16 protein-coding genes, 1 tRNA gene and 1 pseudogene are annotated in these 16,371 nt (G+C 70.2%); 13 read left to right on the plus strand and 5 right to left on the minus strand.

The features are described from left to right. The first annotated feature begins 40 nt into the window (after positions 1-40). The 10 genes from MXD57_RS25435 (at position 41) to MXD57_RS25480 (ending at position 11,054) form a co-directional block, all read left to right on the plus strand. On the plus strand, positions 41-1,321 hold the full coding sequence (locus tag MXD57_RS25435; RefSeq protein WP_250404360.1) for an extracellular solute-binding protein: 1,281 nt from the start codon (positions 41-43) through the stop codon (positions 1,319-1,321). 107 nt (positions 1,322-1,428) lie between these two features. Next, positions 1,429-2,427, plus strand: coding sequence for a carbohydrate ABC transporter permease (locus MXD57_RS25440; RefSeq protein ID WP_250404361.1), 999 nt, complete (start codon positions 1,429-1,431; stop codon positions 2,425-2,427). Then, on the plus strand, positions 2,424-3,254 hold the full coding sequence (locus MXD57_RS25445) for a carbohydrate ABC transporter permease (protein ID WP_250404362.1): 831 nt from the start codon (positions 2,424-2,426) through the stop codon (positions 3,252-3,254). The genes MXD57_RS25440 and MXD57_RS25445 overlap by 4 nt, the downstream gene beginning before the upstream one ends. Before the next feature lie 7 nt (positions 3,255-3,261). After that, positions 3,262-4,773, plus strand: a complete 1,512-nt coding sequence (locus tag MXD57_RS25450; protein ID WP_250404363.1) for a glycoside hydrolase family 3 protein — start codon at positions 3,262-3,264, stop codon at positions 4,771-4,773. Between the two features lie 203 nt (positions 4,774-4,976). Continuing rightward, positions 4,977-6,011 (plus strand): phytanoyl-CoA dioxygenase family protein, encoded by a 1,035-nt coding sequence (locus tag MXD57_RS25455; RefSeq protein ID WP_250404364.1) that lies wholly within the window; start codon positions 4,977-4,979, stop codon positions 6,009-6,011. Further along, positions 6,008-7,321 carry a DUF6271 family protein gene (locus MXD57_RS25460; protein WP_250404365.1) on the plus strand — a complete coding sequence of 438 codons (1,314 nt, stop codon included), beginning with the start codon at positions 6,008-6,010 and terminating at the stop codon, positions 7,319-7,321. The genes MXD57_RS25455 and MXD57_RS25460 overlap by 4 nt, the downstream gene beginning before the upstream one ends. Further along, positions 7,318-8,499, plus strand: coding sequence for a type III PLP-dependent enzyme (locus tag MXD57_RS25465; protein WP_250404366.1), 1,182 nt, complete (start codon positions 7,318-7,320; stop codon positions 8,497-8,499). The genes MXD57_RS25460 and MXD57_RS25465 overlap by 4 nt, the downstream gene beginning before the upstream one ends. 1 nt (position 8,500) lies before the next feature. Then, positions 8,501-9,007, plus strand: coding sequence for a GNAT family N-acetyltransferase (locus MXD57_RS25470; RefSeq protein WP_250404367.1), 507 nt, complete (start codon positions 8,501-8,503; stop codon positions 9,005-9,007). Beyond that, entirely contained in the window at positions 9,007-10,170 is a 1,164-nt protein-coding gene (locus tag MXD57_RS25475; RefSeq protein WP_250404368.1) for an MFS transporter, read from the plus strand. The genes MXD57_RS25470 and MXD57_RS25475 overlap by 1 nt, the downstream gene beginning before the upstream one ends. Before the next feature lie 542 nt (positions 10,171-10,712). Next, positions 10,713-11,054: a hypothetical protein gene (locus tag MXD57_RS25480; protein WP_250404369.1), complete on the plus strand. Its 342-nt coding sequence runs from the start codon at positions 10,713-10,715 to the stop codon at positions 11,052-11,054. 128 nt (positions 11,055-11,182) lie between these two features. Here MXD57_RS25480 and MXD57_RS25485 read toward each other — a convergent pair. Together MXD57_RS25485 and MXD57_RS25490 are read right to left on the minus strand one after the other, a co-directional pair. Further along, a tRNA-Ser gene (locus MXD57_RS25485) sits at positions 11,183-11,279 on the minus strand. Positions 11,280-11,463: 184 nt separating this feature from the next. Further along, positions 11,464-12,228 carry a hypothetical protein gene (locus tag MXD57_RS25490; RefSeq protein ID WP_250404375.1) on the minus strand — a complete coding sequence of 255 codons (765 nt, stop codon included), beginning with the start codon at positions 12,226-12,228 and terminating at the stop codon, positions 11,464-11,466. Positions 12,229-12,477: 249 nt separating this feature from the next. On the opposite strand from MXD57_RS25490, the pseudogene MXD57_RS25495 reads away from it, so the two are divergent. The 3 genes and pseudogenes from MXD57_RS25495 to MXD57_RS25505 all read left to right on the plus strand — a co-directional run. Beyond that, positions 12,478-12,585: pseudogene (locus MXD57_RS25495) on the plus strand (helix-turn-helix domain-containing protein); the annotation flags it as partial. An 81-nt stretch (positions 12,586-12,666) separates the two neighbouring features. Continuing rightward, entirely contained in the window at positions 12,667-13,206 is a 540-nt protein-coding gene (locus MXD57_RS25500) for a hypothetical protein (RefSeq protein ID WP_250404376.1), read from the plus strand. A 104-nt stretch (positions 13,207-13,310) separates the two neighbouring features. Further along, complete coding sequence (locus MXD57_RS25505) at positions 13,311-13,616, plus strand: hypothetical protein (protein WP_250404370.1); 306 nt, start codon at positions 13,311-13,313, stop codon at positions 13,614-13,616. Between the two features lie 181 nt (positions 13,617-13,797). Here the strand turns inward: MXD57_RS25505 and MXD57_RS25510 are convergent, their stop codons facing one another. From MXD57_RS25510 to MXD57_RS25520, 3 genes are all read right to left on the minus strand, one after another. Then, entirely contained in the window at positions 13,798-14,538 is a 741-nt protein-coding gene (locus MXD57_RS25510; RefSeq protein ID WP_250404371.1) for a class I SAM-dependent methyltransferase, read from the minus strand. 66 nt (positions 14,539-14,604) lie between these two features. After that, positions 14,605-15,432: a hypothetical protein gene (locus MXD57_RS25515; RefSeq protein ID WP_250404372.1), complete on the minus strand. Its 828-nt coding sequence runs from the start codon at positions 15,430-15,432 to the stop codon at positions 14,605-14,607. Between the two features lie 170 nt (positions 15,433-15,602). Then, the coding region (locus MXD57_RS25520; protein ID WP_250404373.1) for an SGNH/GDSL hydrolase family protein at positions 15,603-16,371 on the minus strand (769 nt) is incomplete at its 5' end.

Raw genomic sequence — 16,371 nt, forward strand, 5'->3', positions numbered from 1 at the left:
AGGGCGTGGGGGGATTAGTGGCATCCCTGAGGAGGGTGGCGTGAAGCGCAAGCTTGCTGCCGCGATCGTGATCGCGGGCATGATGGTCTCCGTCTCGGCGTGTGGCGGCGACGACGACAAGGACACGGGCAAGAACGCGGGACCGGACAGCTTCAAGGGCCAGACCCTGACGGTCTGGACGATGGACGGCTCGGCGCCGCCGCAGTGGTCGAAGGACGTGCGGGCCGCCTTCGAGAAGAAGACCGGCGCCAAGCTGAAGTTCGAGACGCAGAAGTGGGACGGGATCCAGCAGAAGATCACCACCGCCCTCTCCGAGTCCAACCCGCCGGACGTCCTCGAGGTCGGCAACACCCAGACCCCGGCCTACGCCGCCACCGGCGGTCTCGCCGAACTCGGCGACCTCAAGCAGGAGATCGGCTCGGACTGGACCCCGTCGGTCTCGCAGTCCTCCGTCTTCGACGGCAAGCAGTACGCCGCGCCCTGGTACTTCGCCAACCGCGTCGTCATCTACAACAAGAAGATCTGGGCGAAGGCCGGTATCAAGGACACCCCGAAGACCCGGGACGAGTTCTTCGAGGACCTGGACGCCATCGACAGGAAGACCGACGCCGAGCCGCTCTACCTGCCCGGCCAGAACTGGTACTTCTTCGACGGCCTGACCATCGGTCAGGGCGCCGACCTGGTGAAGAAGCAGGGTGACAAGTACGTCTCCAACCTCGGCGACCCCAAGGTCTCCGCGGCCATGGAGCTCTACAAGAAGTACGCCGCCTACTCCAAGGCCCCCAAGGACAAGGACGAGGCCACCCCGCAGCAGGCCACGATCTTCGCCAAGGGCAGGACCGGCGCCTTCATCGGCATGGGCTGGGAGGCCGGCACGGCGATCCAGGCCAACAAGTCCATCGAGAAGGACCTCGGCTACTTCACCATCCCGGGCGAGAGCGCCGACAAGCCCGAGGGCGTCTTCCTCGGCGGCTCCAACCTGGCCGTCGCCCAGGGCAGCAAGAAGCAGGCGCTGGCCAAGGAGTTCCTGAAGATCGCCCTGTCCGACCAGTACGAGGGCCGGCTCGCCAAGCTCAACGGCGTCATCCCGAACAAGGAGTCGCTGGAGAGCAACCTCGAGGGCAACGGCGCGGCCGAGGCCGCCGCACCCGGCGCCGCGGCCGGCGGCACCACCCCGCTGATCCCCGAGTGGGCCGCGGTGGAGAACACCCCCAACCCGATCAAGTCCTACATGACCGCGGTGCTCAACGGCAAGTCCCCGGCGGCCGCCGCCAAGCAGGTCGAGGGCGAGATCAACAAGCGCCTGGCCCAGCAGAACTGATGACCCGCGCCGGGGGCGTCGGCGGACGCCCCCGGCTCAGTCGTTCGTACCGCCCGTCATGCCCGTACAGCCCACGGCCCGTACGGTCACGGAAGAGATGGCAACTCATGTCAGTGCAGACCGAAGGCACGGACACGGCCGGGGAGCCCGCTGTCCACAAGGCCCGGCTGCCGGCGCCGCCGGCGGGCGGGGACGGCGGCTCCGCCCCGTCGGCCCGCCGCGGTGCCGCGGCCCCCTATCTGCTCCTGCTGCCGGCGCTGCTGGCCACACTGATCCTGCTCGGCTGGCCCCTGGTGAAGAACGGCATGCTGTCGTTCCAGAACCTCAACCCGCGGCAGCTCATCCAGCACCTCACCGAGTGGAACGGCGGCGACAACTACCGGGAAGTCCTGACCGGTTCGGACTTCTGGCACGTCGTCGAGCGATCGGTGGTCTTCACCGCGGTCAACGTCGTCCTGATCATGCTGCTGGGCACCCTGATCGGACTGCTGCTGGCCCGCCTCGGCAAGAGGATGCGGCTGCTGCTCATGCTGGGCCTCGTCCTCGCCTGGGCCATGCCCGTCATCGCCGCCACCACGGTCTACCAGTGGCTGTTCGCGCAGCGCTTCGGTGTCGTCAACTGGGTGCTGGACAGGCTCGGCTGGCACTCCATGGCCGACTACAACTGGTTCGGCTCCCAGCTCTCCACCTTCTCCGTGATCACGCTGCTGATCGTCTGGCAGTCGATCCCGTTCGTGGCGATCAACCTGTACGCGGCCACCACCACGATCCCCAGGGAACTGTACGAGGCCGCGTCCCTGGACGGCGCCGGCGCGTGGAAGAGCTTCACCTCGGTCACCCTCCCGTTCCTGAGGCCGTTCCTCTACGCCACGACGTTCCTGGAGGTCATCTGGGTGTTCAAGGCGTTCCCGCAGATCTTCGCGATCAACGAGGGCGGTCCCGACCACCTCACCGAGACCCTGCCGATCTACGCCTTCGTCGAGGGCGTCGGCAACCAGCACTTCGGAGTCGGCGCGGCGATCTCCTTCCTGACCGTCCTGGTGCTGCTCGTCATCACCTCGTACTACCTGCGCATGGTGCTCAAGCAAGAGGAGGACGAGCTGTGAAGCGCTCGGTCTTCGGCCGTGTCTGGCCCAACGCGACCGCCGGTGTCCTCTTCGCCGGCTTCGTGTTCCCCGTCTACTGGATGTTCGCGACGGCCTTCAAACCGACCGGCGACATCATCGCCGAGAGCCCGGTGTGGTTCCCGGCGGACGTCACGGCCGGCCACTTCGCCAAGGCCGTGGACGCCGACCACTTCTGGACCCTGGTCCTCAACTCCGTCACCGTCACGGTCAGCGCGGTGCTGCTCTCGCTCGTCATCGCCCTGTTCGCCGCCTTCGCGCTCGCCCGGATGCGGTTCAGGGGCCGGCGCGGCTTCATCGTGACCTTCATGCTGGCGCAGATGGCGCCCTGGGAGGTCATGGTCATCGCCATCTACATGCTGGTCCGCGACAACGACCTGCTCGACAGCCTGGTCCCGCTCACCGTCTTCTACGCGATCATGGTGCTCCCGCTGACCATCCTGACGCTGCGCGGCTACGTGGCCGCCGTGCCGAAGGAACTGGAGGAGTCCGCGATGGTCGACGGCTGCACCCGCACCCAGGCCTTCGTCCGGGTGATCTTCCCGCTGCTCGCCCCCGGTCTGATGGCCACCTCGCTGTTCGGCTTCATCACCGCCTGGAACGAGTTCCCGCTGGTCCTGATCCTCAACAAGGACATCGAGAAGCAGACCCTGCCGCTGTGGCTGTCCCAGTTCCAGACCGCCTTCGGCGACGACTGGGGTGCCACGATGGCGGCTTCCTCCCTGTTCGCGCTGCCCATCCTGGTCCTGTTCATCTTCCTGCAACGCAAGGCTGTCAGCGGTCTCACCGACGGCGCCGTGAAGGGATGACGCCCCGATGACAACACTCACCACCTCTGGGTCCGGCGGCGGCTCCGGCGCGGGCGACGCCCTCACCCGGGACGCGCTCGCGGTGCTGCAGCCGGGGTTCGACGGCACCACCGCCCCGGACTGGGTGCGCCGCCGGATCGGCGAAGGCCTCGCCTCCGTAGCCCTGTTCGGCCGCAACGTCGTCACCGAGGAGCAGGTCACCGCACTGACCGCGCAACTGCGCGCCGAGCGGGACGACCTGCTGGTGGCCATCGACGAGGAGAGCGGGGACGTCACCCGCCTGGACGTGCGCACCGGCTCGTCCTTCCCCGGCAACCACGCGCTCGGCGCCGTCGACGACCCCCGCCTCACCCGGGGCGTGGCGCGCGAGCTGGGCCGGCGCCTGGCCGCCTGCGGCGTCAACTTCGACTGGGCGCCGTCCGCCGACGTCAACGCCGACCCCGACAACCCCGTGATCGGGGTGCGTGCCTTCGGCGCGGACACCGGGCTGGTGGCCCGGCACACCGCCGCCTGGGTCGAGGGTCTGCAGTCCACCGGTGTCGCCGCGTGCACCAAGCACTTTCCCGGGCACGGGGACACCAACGTCGACTCCCACCACGCGGTGCCGCGCATCGACGTGAACGCCGAGACGCTGTACGCGCGGGAGCTGCCCCCGTTCCGCGCCGCGATCGAGGCCGGCAGCCGGGCCGTGATGAGCGCGCACATCCTGGTCCCGGCCCTCGACCCGGACCGCCCCGGCACCCTCTCCCGCCGCGTCCTGACCGATCTGCTGCGCGGCGAACTCGGTTACCGGGGCCTGATCGTCACGGACGGCATGGAGATGCGCGCCATCTCCGGGACCTACGGTCTGGAGCACGGCGTGGTCCTCGCGGTCGCTGCGGGCGCGGACGCGATCTGCGTCGGCGGCGGCCTGTGCGACGAGGCCACCGTGCTGAAGCTGCGGGACGCGCTGGTCGCCGCCGTGCGCTCCGGCGAACTGCCGGAGGAGCGGCTGGCCGACGCGGCCTCGCGGGTGCGGGACCTGGCGCGCTGGACGGCGTCGGCGAGGAGGGACGCCGGGACCGTCCGGCCCGAACCGGAGATCGGCCTGGTCGCTGCCCGCCGCGCGCTGACCGTGACCCGCGGCGCCGCCGTGGCGCCGGTCACGGAACCGGTGTACGTGGCCCGGTTCGACCCGGCGCCGAACATCGCCGTCGGCGACGAGACGCCGTGGGGCGTGGCCGCCGAACTGACGCGGCTGCTCCCGGGCAGCGCGGCAGGCTCGTTCACCGGGGCCGGAGCGGGCCGCGAGGCCCTCGCGGCGGCGGCCGGCCGGCGGGTCGTCGCCGTGGTCCGCGACGAGCACCGGCACGGCTGGATGGGGATGGCCCTGGACGCCCTGCTCGCCGGCCGTCCGGACACCGTCGTGGTCGAGATGGGCGTCCCGCAGGCACCGCCGCGCGGCGCCGCGCACATCGCCACCCACGGCGCCGCCCGCGTCTGCGCGGTGGCTGCGGCGGAGGCCGTCGTCGCGGGCTGAGCAGGAGCGCCGGAGCCGGCACCACGGCCGGGACGAGGCCCCACCGGGGCCTCGTCCCGGCCTTTCTCAGGTCGGACAGGCGGCACTGAGGCGGCAGTCGGGCGGCACTTTGCCGGGGGTACCGACCGGTATCCGTTGACACCCGCAATTGGTCTAGTCCAGCTTGGGAGGGCGCTTCTGTTCGATCACCACGGAGTGACGGCATGCACCAGCCCACCACCCCCTACCTCCACCGGGCGGCCTCCGGCCGCCCCTACTTCAGCGCCGACGGCGAGACCTATCTCGCCCCGGCCCCGCTGCGCGACCTGGAGAAGACCGAGCCCCTGAGGGTGCTGTCCGAGGAGGACTTCGCCTTCTGGCAGACCTACGGCCACGTCGTCGTCCGGGAGGCCATCACCCCCGGCGCGGCCAAGGGCCTGCTCGACCTCGCCCTCGACTTCCAGGGCCTGGACCCCGGCTGCCCGGAAACCTGGTACGAGGAACCGGAGTTCCGCTCCGACCTCGACCGGCACCTGTTCATCTACGGCTTCGTCGAGGCGTACCACCACCAGCTCATCTGGGACAGCCGCCAGACGCGCCGCGTGTACGACGCCTTCGTGGACGTCTGGGACTGCGAGGAGCTGTGGGTCACCCTCGACCGGCTCAACCTGAACCCGCCCAACGTCCGTACCCGCTCCCGCTCCCTGATCGAAGCCACCGACGAGGGCTTCGACATCGAACTGCACTGGGACGTCGACACCACCCTCGCGGTGCTGCCGCAGCGGGTCCAGGGCATCATCGCGCTCACCGACACCCGGCCCGAACTCGGCGGCTTCCAGTGCGCACCCGAGCTGTTCCGCCGTTTCGAGGAGTGGCGCCTCGCGCAGCCCGCCGGCCGCGACCCGGTCCGCCCGGCCGCCGGCCGCGCCGAGTTCCCCGTGGTCCGGCCCGAACTCCAGGCCGGCGACCTGCTGATCTTCAACGGGCTCCTGGCGCACGGCGTGGCACCCAACAGCTCCGAACAGGGCCTGCGGGCCGTGCAGTACCTGTCGATGATGCCCGCCCTGGAGGAGCACACGCGGCTGCGGCGCTCCCGCGTCGAGTCCTGGCGCACGCTGAGCACGCCCGACTGGAATGCGACACTGCTCGGCGACGCCCACCGGCCGGAGGCGCTGCGCTACGGACCCGCCGAACTCGACGGGCTCGGGCGCAAGGTGCTCGGCCTGGACTCCTGGTCCGGCACGGAAGGGGCCCAGTGAACCGCGTCTGCCTCTGCCTGCCCACCAACCGGGCCTGCCCCGCGACCATCCGCGCCGTCCACGAGGAGGCGGCCTACGCGGCGGAGCAGCTCGGCGCCGATGTCGAGCTGCTGATCCTCGACTCCTGCGACGACCGCACCCGGGCCGAACACGCCCGCGTGGCCGCTCAGCTCCCACCGGTGGCCGGGGTCACCGTGCACCACCTCGGGGAGGAGACCCAGGCCGGCTTCCTGCGCCGCGCGATCCGGCGCGCCGGCCTGCCCGAGCCCGGTCGCCTGCTCGACCTGCTGCTGCCCGCCGGTGTCTCCTACGGCTCCTGCACCAACCGCGCCTTCCTGCTGGCCGCCGCTCTCGGCTGCCGGTCGGTGCACCGCAGGGACTCCGACAGCACCTACCAGGTCCGGCACGGCGGGAAGGTCTTCCCCGTCCACCACGAACTGCCCCCGCTGGGCCTGCGCGCCGCCGACGCCTCGGCCCACGTCGCCGTCACCGACCTCGGCCCGGCCCACACCGGCCGCCCGGTGTCCCTGGCCGGAGCCTCCTTCATCGGTGAACTCTCCGTCGACATCGGCGAGGTGCGGGCCCTCGACGCGGGGATCTACCACGACGTCGTCGGCCTGTGGGCGCCCGCGGGATGCCCGCCGGAGGCCAGGCGCCGCCTGGTGGAGGAGTCCTTCACCGGAGCGGGTAGCACCCCCTTCACCGGCGACCACTCCACCCTGACCCTGGTGGACCCGATGCGGGTGGACATGTGCAACATCGCCCTCCACCACGACGTGTACGAGCGGGTGCCGCTGCCCCCGGCCACCGACACCATCGGCAGCGACTACTTCCTCACCCACCTGGTCCACGACGCCACCCTCCCCGGCGTCCTGCACAACCGGCACATCGAGAACTTCCACACCCCCGAACGCCGGACCGACGCGGGCTTCCACGCCTACCAGACCCGCTTCGTGAAGTTCCTGCTGTCGATGCTGTACTTCCACCACGTCTACGGCCGCATGGCCGCGGCGGGCGCCGACCTCCTTGACGACCGGCAGCACGTACGGGCCGAACCGGTGGTGGCGTTCCTGCGTGAGAGCACCGCCCTGGACCGGGCGGAGAACGTGTGGCGTCTGGACCGGATCGACACCGCCTACCGCAAACTCGGCGGACGGTACCGGGAGTTCGCCGAGCGGCTCGTGCCACGGCGCACGGAACTGCTGGACCGGGCCCGCCGGGACATCGACGACTTCGCCCTGCTCACCGAGGCCTGGCCCGCGCTGGTCGGCGCGGCCCGTGACACCGGCCCCGGAAGCGGGGCCCGGTGAGACCGGGCCCGCGGCTGGCCGCCGCCCTGGCCGAAGCCCCGGTGGACCGCATCGTCTACGACCTCGTCGGCATCGAGGGCCAGCTCGACCGGCTGCGCACCGAACTGCCGGGCGTACAGGTCCGCTTCGCGCTGAAGGCCTGCCCGGTCGACGAGGTGCTGCGCTGCCTGGCGGACCGGGACGCCGGCTTCGACGCGGCGAGCCCCGCGGAGATCCGGCAGGCCCTGCGCACCGAAGTGCCCGCCGACCGCGTGCACTACGGCAACACCGTGAAGTCCGACGCGGACATCGCCGAGGCCCACCGGCTGGGCGTCCGCACCTTCGCCACCGACAGCCTCCAGGACGTGCGGGCGATCGCCGAACACGCCCCCGGAGCACGCGTGTTCTGCCGCCTCGCCACCAGCGGCGACGGTGCGCTGTGGGGCCTGAACCGCAAGTTCGGCTGCTCCTCCGGGGACGCCGTGCGCATCCTCACCACCGCCCGCGCGCTGGGACTCACCCCGGCCGGCCTCTCCGTGCACGTCGGCTCCCAGCAGATGACCGGCGAGGCGTGGCAGCAGGCCGTGGACCTGCTCGCCGAGACGCTCACGACGCTCGCCGGAGCCGGGATCGCCCCGGACCACGTCAACCTCGGCGGCGGCCTGCCCGCGCTCGGCTACCTCGACCGGCACGGCGCCCCCCTCGACCCGCCCCTCGACAAGATCCTCACCGTGATCCGCGAGGGCATGGAGCACCTGAACCGTCTCACCGCCGGCCCCCTCGGCCTCGTCATGGAGCCCGGGCGGCACCTCGTCGCCGACCACGGAGCCATCCGCGCGCACGTGTACCGCCTGACCGGGCGGACCGGGCCGGACGGCGGCCGTGCCCGCTGGCTCTACCTCAGCGTGGGCCGCTTCAACGGCCTGTACGAGATGGACCAGGTGAGCCACCGGCTGCTGTTCCCCACCCACCCGGGCGGGGAGCGCGTCCCCGCCGTGGTCGCGGGCCCCACCTGCGACAGCGACGACGCCTACGGCGGCGGCCGGCACCCGGTGCGCGTCCCCGCCGCGGCGGCCTCCGGAGACCCGGTCTGGATCCTCTCCGCCGGCGCCTACGCCGCCAGTTACACCACCCGGGGTTTCAACGGCATCCGCCCGCTGCCGTGCGTCTGCACGCGCGGCCCGGAAGGACGACACTGACATGACCCACGTGATACGCGGCATCACCGAGGCCGACTGGCCCCAGGTCGCGGCCCTGGAGGCCGGGGCGTACGCGGACACCCCGCTCACCGAGGGCGAGGCCGGCCTGCGCTCCCGCACCTCGGCGGGCACCTGCTTCGTACTCGACCTCGACGGCCGCCTCGCGGGCTACGTACTGGCCCTGCCCTACCCGATGTTCCGCTACCCGGACCTGCACCGTCCGGAGCGCGTCGCCCACCGGTCGCCCAACCTCCACCTGCACGACCTCGTGGTCAGCGCCCCCCTGCGGCGCGGGGGACTGGGCAGCCGCCTCGTGCGCCACCTGCACCGAGCGGCGGGCACGCGCGGCTACCGCACCATGTCGCTGATCGCGGTCGCCGGCAAGGAGTCCTTCTGGCGGGCCAACGGCTACCGGCCGCACCCCGGGGCGCGACCACCCGCCGGATACGGCGCCGACGCGGTGTACATGTCCGCACCGGTGGCCACCGGGCACCGGAGGGCCGGCTGATGGAGCACTCCGGCTTCCGGCGCGCCAAGTGGTCCATCGCCGCGCTGTTCTGCTTCCTCGGCCTGCAGTACGCCACCTGGGCCGCCCGGCTGCCCGCGCTCAGGGCACGGCTGGACCTCGGCGCCGGCGAGGTCGGTCTGCTGCTGATGGCCTGCGGCGCGGGCGCGGCGGCCTCCTTCCCGCTGGTCGCCCACCTGATGCGCAGACTCGGCTCCCGGCGCCTGTCCCTCGCCTCCGCCCTGTGCCTCGTCGCGCTGCTGGCGGCCCTGTCGGTGGTCCCGGACTACCCACTGGCCCTGCTGGTCGTCTGTGCCGACGGTGTCGCCGTGGGCTGCCTGAACGTCGCGATGAACGCGCAGGGCGCGGCGCTGGAGGCGGCCCACGGCCGCACCGCCATGTCCCAGCTCCACGCCACCTTCAGCGCGGGTCTGCTCGCTGCCGCGCTCCTGGCCTGCGGGGTCACCGCCGTCACCCCGTCCGTACCGGCCCACTTCGCGGTGGCGGCGGCGATCCTGCTCCTGCTGCTCACCACGGCGCGCCGGGGTCTGCTGCCGAGCGCGGACGCCGGCCCCGAGGCCCCGAGGAAGCGGACACGCCTGACCGCGCCCTCCGGGGAGACCCTGCTCATGGGCTGCGCCATGGCGTTCGGCACCATCACGGAGGGTGCCATGAACGACTGGTCCACGCTCTACCTGAAGGACGTCGTGGAGGCTTCGCCGGCCGTCGCGCCGATGGGCATCGCCGTCGTCTCGGCGATGATGCTGCTGGCCCGGGTGCGCGCCGACCACTGGCGCGACCGCTGGGGCGACGCCCGCGTGGTGCGCATCGGCAGCGCCGCGGCCGGGCTCGGCCTGGCCCTCGCCCTGACGGCCGGCGGGGTGGTCCCGACCCTGCTCGGCTTCGCCTGCGTCGGCCTGGGCGCGGCCGCGGTGACCCCGTGCGTGTACGTGGCCGCCGCCGGACGCGGCCCGGACGCGCTGTCCCTGGTCGCCGCGATGGGCACGACGGGCCTGCTGGCCGGCCCCGCCCTGATCGGCTTCGTGGCCGGAGCCGCAGGCCTGACCCTCGGCATGGCCACGGTCGCGGCGTCGGCCCTGCTCGTCACCCTGTCGGCCACCTGGATCCCGTGGCGGAAGCGGGTCGCCGTGCCCGCGGGCCGGTGAGCCGGAACGCGAGGGCCCAGAAGTTGGCACTCCGTGGAGCCGTGCCGAGATCGGCGATCAGCGCTCCAGAAGCCGCCTGGTGCCCTCGCAACGCAGAGTGGTGTCGAGACCCACACCACAACTCGGCGCACGTCGCGTGGGAGCTCCTGGCTGAGTGGGGGCGCCTGGAGGATGAGGAGCGGTGGGAGAAGCTTGATTTCTTGGAATCAGGTTTCTGGCAGTCCGGGATGCCTCCGTCGACGTTGCGTGTGGCTCCCTCGACAACCTTGTGGCACAGGTGCACAACCGCTCCTTACGAGAGGCGATGGCGCTCGGGTCTGGGCTGTCCCTGGGCCGTCCGAGGCCGCTCCGCAGTGACCAACGACGACCGAAGACGACCACCAGGCGCCTGAGCGCACCGCTCCTGAACAGGGAAGACCCAGCTGATCACGATCCCCGACAAGACCCAGGGCAAGAAGACACCGGCGAGCCCGGAGCCTTGACCACGTGTGGCCGCAGGTCACGGGCGGCTGTCCGGCGGCAAAGCGTGTGCATCATGAGGCATGGGGATCGACCTGGAGCTGCACTCATCACGGCCGGCTAACAACAACTGGCGCAAGTCCCGCGTGACACTTCTGCGGAGTTCCTACGGGCACGGCGACGCGCTGGCCGATGCGCTTGGCTCGCTCCAGCTCCTTGGAGTACCGGGGAGGCTTACTGCCGTCGATCCGTACGGGGACACGTTGATGAACGAGCAAGAAGCCGCAGCCGCCCTCCGGGAGATCCACGGCCTACGGCAGAGATGCGGCGATGGACGTCAGCTCGCCGCACTGGACGACCTCTCCACGATGCTGGAAGAGTGCGCGGCCACCCCAGGAAGTTATCTGTGGTTCCAGGGCGACTGAAGCCGTGCCCCATCCGTGCCCGACAGAGCGGGAACTCACTGGGAACCACGGCCACTGGCAGGCACCGCGCACGAGGAAGGCCCCCGACCGATGTTCCTGGTCAGGGGCCGTTCTCACAGCTCCTCGTGCGGAGGCGGTGGGATTTGAACCCACGGTGACATCGCTGCCACGACGGTCTTCAAGACCGTTCAGGGCTTGTGCGGGGTCGGCGCTGACAAGTCCCCCTCTTGGCCATCGACTAGGCCTGGAAGTCGGTTGGGCCACGGATTGGATACCGGACCACCCCCAGACAGAACCAGGGATGCAGCTGCACTTCAGAGCTGGATACCTCGTCGCCGACCGCGCGAAGCCCGACCCTAAAGGTTCTCCTGTAGCTGTGCCGAGTAGGTCGAGAGGCAGTCCAGGGAACTCACTTCACTACGACGTTGTCGCCGGCCGAAGTCGACGCCCCGGTAGTGGTGTTGCCGTGATACACCCAGCGCCATGTGCCCGTCTTGGATGCCTTCACGGTCGTCTTGAGGTTGCCCGAGTCGTTCGCGTACACCTTCTTCACCGTGGTGTAGGAGGTGGTTCCGGTGGGCTTGAACTGCAGGGTCACCCGGCGGCCTTCGTAGGAGACGTACTTCCTGGTCTCCCAGTTGGCCCGCGTGACCTTGCCGGTCACGGTGATGGTCTTGCCCTTGGCCACCGGTTCGGGCGAGGCGTTCACGGTCAGGCGGGAGTTGCGCTTGACGTATGCCGTGAGGCCCTCGTCATCGGTGTCACCGCCGCCGCCCTGGAAGTAGACCTCGGCCGCGACCTTCCACGCTCCGGCCTCGCTGTTGCGCATCTCCCACTCGCTCGGGTCGAAGTACATCGTCTCGTTGAAGTCACAGACGCCCGAGCTCACCTTGATGCAGTCGCTCGTCTCGATCGCGTGCCACAGCCGCTCACTCGTCTTGCCGCGGTACAGGAACACCGCCGGCCACTTCCACTGGTGTGTGGTCGCCATCCGGAAGGATGTGGGCACCGCGACCTCATTCGACACCCCAATCACGATCGCCTTGCCGCCGTTCACTTGGACACGGGTGAACGAGACCCCGCCCTCGGCCGCCCCGGCCGGTCCCGCGGTCATGGCCATGAAAACCGCCGCCGCGCCACCGGCCGCGACAGCTCTCCAGATCTTCTTCCCCACCTGATCCCCGATCTCCGTACGGAAGAGCACCAGAGGCTCACCCTCCGGCGCCCTTCAGACAGTTGGGATCCGCATGGGGTTGTACACCCTTGGATCACGATTGCGCGCGACCCGTACGACGTCCTCGCGGAACTCCTTCGGATACGGCTTGGGCACTGCAACATCCTTCCAGGCCGCCTCTCAGCAAGCCAGGTCAGGTGTCACCTATCCGTGCAGCAGTCCCCTGCATAGCCAAGCCGCTCCGTAGGAGTGGTGGATGTTTACTGGCTTCGGCTCGCTGAACGCTTCCAGGTCTCACCGACCACGGCTCAGCGGTGGGCTGACCGCTATCGCCGACTCGGCGAGCCGGGCATGGCCTGAAGGGCCAACCACCCGCCAGCCGCGTCCCCAACCTCACAGGGCAATACAACTAGACCGGGGGAAACCGTTAACCGACCACTGCTGTTCCTCGACGTCGACGGGCCACTCAACCCTTACGCGGCCAAGCCGGAGAGGCGTCCCGACGGCTACACCACACTCAGAGTCCCTCGGAACGGCGCTCATGAGGACGACAGGGGCCTCTCGTCCCGACGACGCCCCCTACGGGGCTGGCTCAACCCAGAGCACGGACGAATGCTGCTCCAGCTCGGCTTCGAGCTGTGCTGGGCCACCACATGGATGGACGACGCCAACCGGTGGATCGCACCGATCCTCGGCCTTCCGGAACTTCCCTTCGTGGACTTTGGCGACGTCCTGCTCCAGGAACGCCCTGATGGAGTCCACTGGAAGACCGGGCCGCTGGTGGACTACGCAGGCGGCCGTCCTTTCGCCTGGGTGGACGACGAGCAGAGCGAGCTGGATCAGGCGTACGTGGCCGCCCACCACCAAGGGCCCGGGCTCCTCCACCACGTCAACCCGCGGATCGGCCTACGGGAGAACGACTTCCGCGCACTCGCCGACTTCGCCCAGTCCCTGGCCACCTCACGAACCACTGGCTGAGCACCTCACCCGCACTTCCGGGCAGCTTGGCGGAGTTCCGGCTGCCGAACTCCGGCGGGCAGGCACTGACGAGCTACTGCGCAGGCGCCGGCCGCCTGCACGGAGTGGCGATCGACCCCCTGCACGGACCTCAGATCACGATGGACGGGCTCCGACTGGTTGGACGTGTGCCGTCACAGCTGGCGGACCGGTTTACCGACTACGTGCTGTCCCGCGGCCTGAGGAAGGACGTCTACGTCTCCCAAGAAGGCGACCCCGGCGCCGATGAGCTCGGGCTGCAACTGCGTGCACAGCGCCCTGGAGGCATCTTCCTCACGCGACCGGTCTTCGTCGCCCGCGAGTGGGCGGATGGCGTCGGTGCCACCTCCCCGGGCCACATCGCTCGGGCAGAGTGGCAGGTTCACGCATAGTCGTCAGCAACAACCACCTCGTGGTAGCCCCGGACTCAGCTTTGATCCGCGCCGGCCCAGTGATGTCCGACGCTGACCTCAACGTCATCGAACAGCAGCGGAGTCCAGCAGCCGGGCGGGAACCGGGTGTCCTGGGGTGTGTCCGGCGAGGGGATACCTTCACGTCTCGGCGCGGCGGGACCTACGGTTTGTGGGTTACCCAGAGCAGTTCGGACGGCCAGCGGTGTGCCCAGTCGGGCGGTTCGGTTTCGTTGTAGCCGTTGAGTGTTCCGGGTTCGGGCCGCGGCTCGATGAGGTCGTCGATGATGAGACCCGCTCCGCGCAGGACCCTGACCCAGTCGCCGTAGGTGAGCTGATAGCTGGTCGCGCCGTCGCCTTCGGCGATGGTGTTCAGCCCGAAGTAGTCCTGCCGCAGCGTCGTGGTCACACGGCTGGCGGCTTCGTCGTAGCAAGCTTCGAACCATGGACTGGCGACGTTGAACACCAGGCGCCCGCCTCGTCTCAAGACGCGTGCGGCCTGCGGGACAGCCAGGTGCGGGGGCGCCCAGCTGAGCCCACCGAAGTCGCAGAACACCAAGTCGAAGCTGTCGGCGGCGAAAGGGAGTTGTTCGGCTGCGCCTTGCACCAGCGGATAGCGGGCCGCTCCCATTGCTCCTGCTGCTGCGGCGAGTTGGGCTTCGGACAGGTCGAGCCCAACCACGTTGGCGCCCTCGGCGGCAAGCGCCCTGGACCACTGGCCGGCGCCGCAGCCGAGTTCGAGGACGCGCTTGCCGGTGACCTCGCCCAGGGCGTGCAGGTGCGCGTCGGGGATGGAGTACATGCCCCACAGCCGGGGTGCGGCGCCGATTTGCGGGTCGTGCTCGTGCTGGTAGGCGCTGCTGATCTGGTTCCAGAGCCGCCGGTTGGCGGGGATGCTGTTCACCCGTCGACTCCAGCACCGCCTGCCGGGGCGGTCAACACGATTACTGAGGTTGCTGCCGTGATCTCCTCAAGACGAGTCCGGTTCCGGCGAGACATCCGGCGCCGCGGTGCGGGTCCGGCCGTTCTTCAGTACTCCGAAGTAGTCCCGATAGGGGAGTTCGAGCCGGATCACCACCCCGTACCGCTTCCGGATCGTGGCGACCGTGGCGGCCTTCGGGTCTCGCACCACCCGGGACACCGGGGGATCGTCGACCAGGCCGGCGTAGGGCTCCTCGACCAGCCTGCGGGAGTCCCGGACCCGCGTCGTGTCCCAGGTCAGCGTCTGCCCGGACGCGGCCAGGCGGGTCGGCTCCGCGGCCTTCGCCCCCTGGGGGTTGGGGCCCTCGCCCCGGTAGTAGGCGACGAGCCGCTTGCCGTAGCCGGTGTGGGTGAACGGGATGGAACCCCCGGAACCACCCGGCCCGGACCTGTCGCGGTCGCCCGCGGTCAGGATTTCGTCGAGGGCGTCGCCCAGGTGCTCCGGGTCGGCACCGTAGTAGGCGGTGGCGTTCATCGAGCAGGCGATCTTGTAGTCGTCGGTCTTCTGCTGGAAGAACCAGCCCGGTCCCGAACCCGGCACGCACACGTCGTGCACCACGACCAGGCCCAGCGAGAGGGCGGTGCGGTCGGCGTACGCCCCCGCCACGTCCCGAAGCCGCTCCTCCGCCCGTTCCCGGGCCTGGACCGCCCGCCCGCTGCTTCCGAGTTCGCGCAGCTCCCGGTCGCCGACGGCACGGTCCGGGGTCGAGGAACAGGCGGAGACGGCCAGCAGGACGACGGCCGCCAGCGCTCCCCACACGCTCTTCGCGCCGGCGGTGCGCCGCGGGAGGGGCCCGGGTGTCCGGCTTTCCGTCATGCTTGTCCGCCCTCTCATAGACACTCCCGTCGGCAGGCGCTCTTCATGGCTCACGCCCGGCCCGGCCGTCACTGTCCACCAGGACGGCCGGGCCGGGCATGAGTACCGCTACTCAGGCGGCGCCGGTACGGCCCTCACGAGGACCGCACCGGCGTACTCACCGCCGACCGTCACAGACTCATGCCCGCCATCGTCCGCTCCAGGGAGTTCGCGTACAGACGCGCGCCCCCGATCTTCGGATGGAACGACTGGGCCGACAGGCCGTAGTTCCTGAGCCATGGCCAGTCGTTGCTCGGGTTGTCGGACTTCACCAGCGTCTTGACGATGCCGTGGACCTGCTCCGGGTCACCGCACACGCCCTTGCCCGCGAAGTCGCTCTTCGGGTTGGAGAACCACGCCTTGATGCCCGCGGCCCTGGCGTCGTCGACCGCACCCTGCATCGCCGCCGCCAGCGTGTCGGCGGTGTCGTCCAGCCAGCCCGCGGACTCCTCGGACATACCGATGGCCATGCCCGTGAAGCCGATGTTCAGGCACGACCCCTTGTCGGAGATCAGGGGCGGGTACCCCATCAGGACGATCTTCGCGTTCTTGGCCCGCTGGTGGATCTGCGTCAGGACCTCGGTGACGTCCGGCCGGACGACATCGTTCATGAGGCCGGGAACGGCCGTCTCCAGCTGCTGACCGACGAACTTCTCGTCCCGGCCGTTGACCGGGGCGTCCGTCTTCTCGAACGTCTGGTTCTTGCAGTTGCCGTTGCCGAGGGACAGCAGGCACTTCTGGACGATCTCGGAGAACCGGGAGTCGTTGCCGCCGATGGAGATCGTGACCAGGGTGGTGTTCTGGTCCAGGTAGCCCTTGTCGATCTGGGGCAGTTCCCTGCCGTTGCCCTGGATCACTCCACCGTGCGTCGTGCCGCCCTGATCCGTCACCTCGGTCATC

The sequence above is a fragment of the Streptomyces cellostaticus genome (assembly GCF_023630175.1).
GTDB lineage: Bacteria > Actinomycetota > Actinomycetes > Streptomycetales > Streptomycetaceae > Streptomyces > Streptomyces cellostaticus_A.

Bases quoted from the DNA above. Each gene is read 5' to 3' on its own strand.
- MXD57_RS25480 (WP_250404369.1), top strand. From the start codon at position 10,713: ATGGGGATCGACCTGGAGCTGCACTCATCACGGCCGGCTAACAACAAC.
- MXD57_RS25475 (WP_250404368.1), top strand. From the start codon at position 9,007: ATGGAGCACTCCGGCTTCCGGCGCGCCAAGTGGTCCATCGCCGCGCTG.
- MXD57_RS25470 (WP_250404367.1), top strand. From the start codon at position 8,501: ATGACCCACGTGATACGCGGCATCACCGAGGCCGACTGGCCCCAGGTC.
- MXD57_RS25455 (WP_250404364.1), top strand. From the start codon at position 4,977: ATGCACCAGCCCACCACCCCCTACCTCCACCGGGCGGCCTCCGGCCGC.
- MXD57_RS25450 (WP_250404363.1), top strand. From the start codon at position 3,262: ATGACAACACTCACCACCTCTGGGTCCGGCGGCGGCTCCGGCGCGGGC.
- MXD57_RS25515 (WP_250404372.1), bottom strand. From the start codon at position 15,432: ATGACGGAAAGCCGGACACCCGGGCCCCTCCCGCGGCGCACCGCCGGC.
- MXD57_RS25440 (WP_250404361.1), top strand. From the start codon at position 1,429: ATGTCAGTGCAGACCGAAGGCACGGACACGGCCGGGGAGCCCGCTGTC.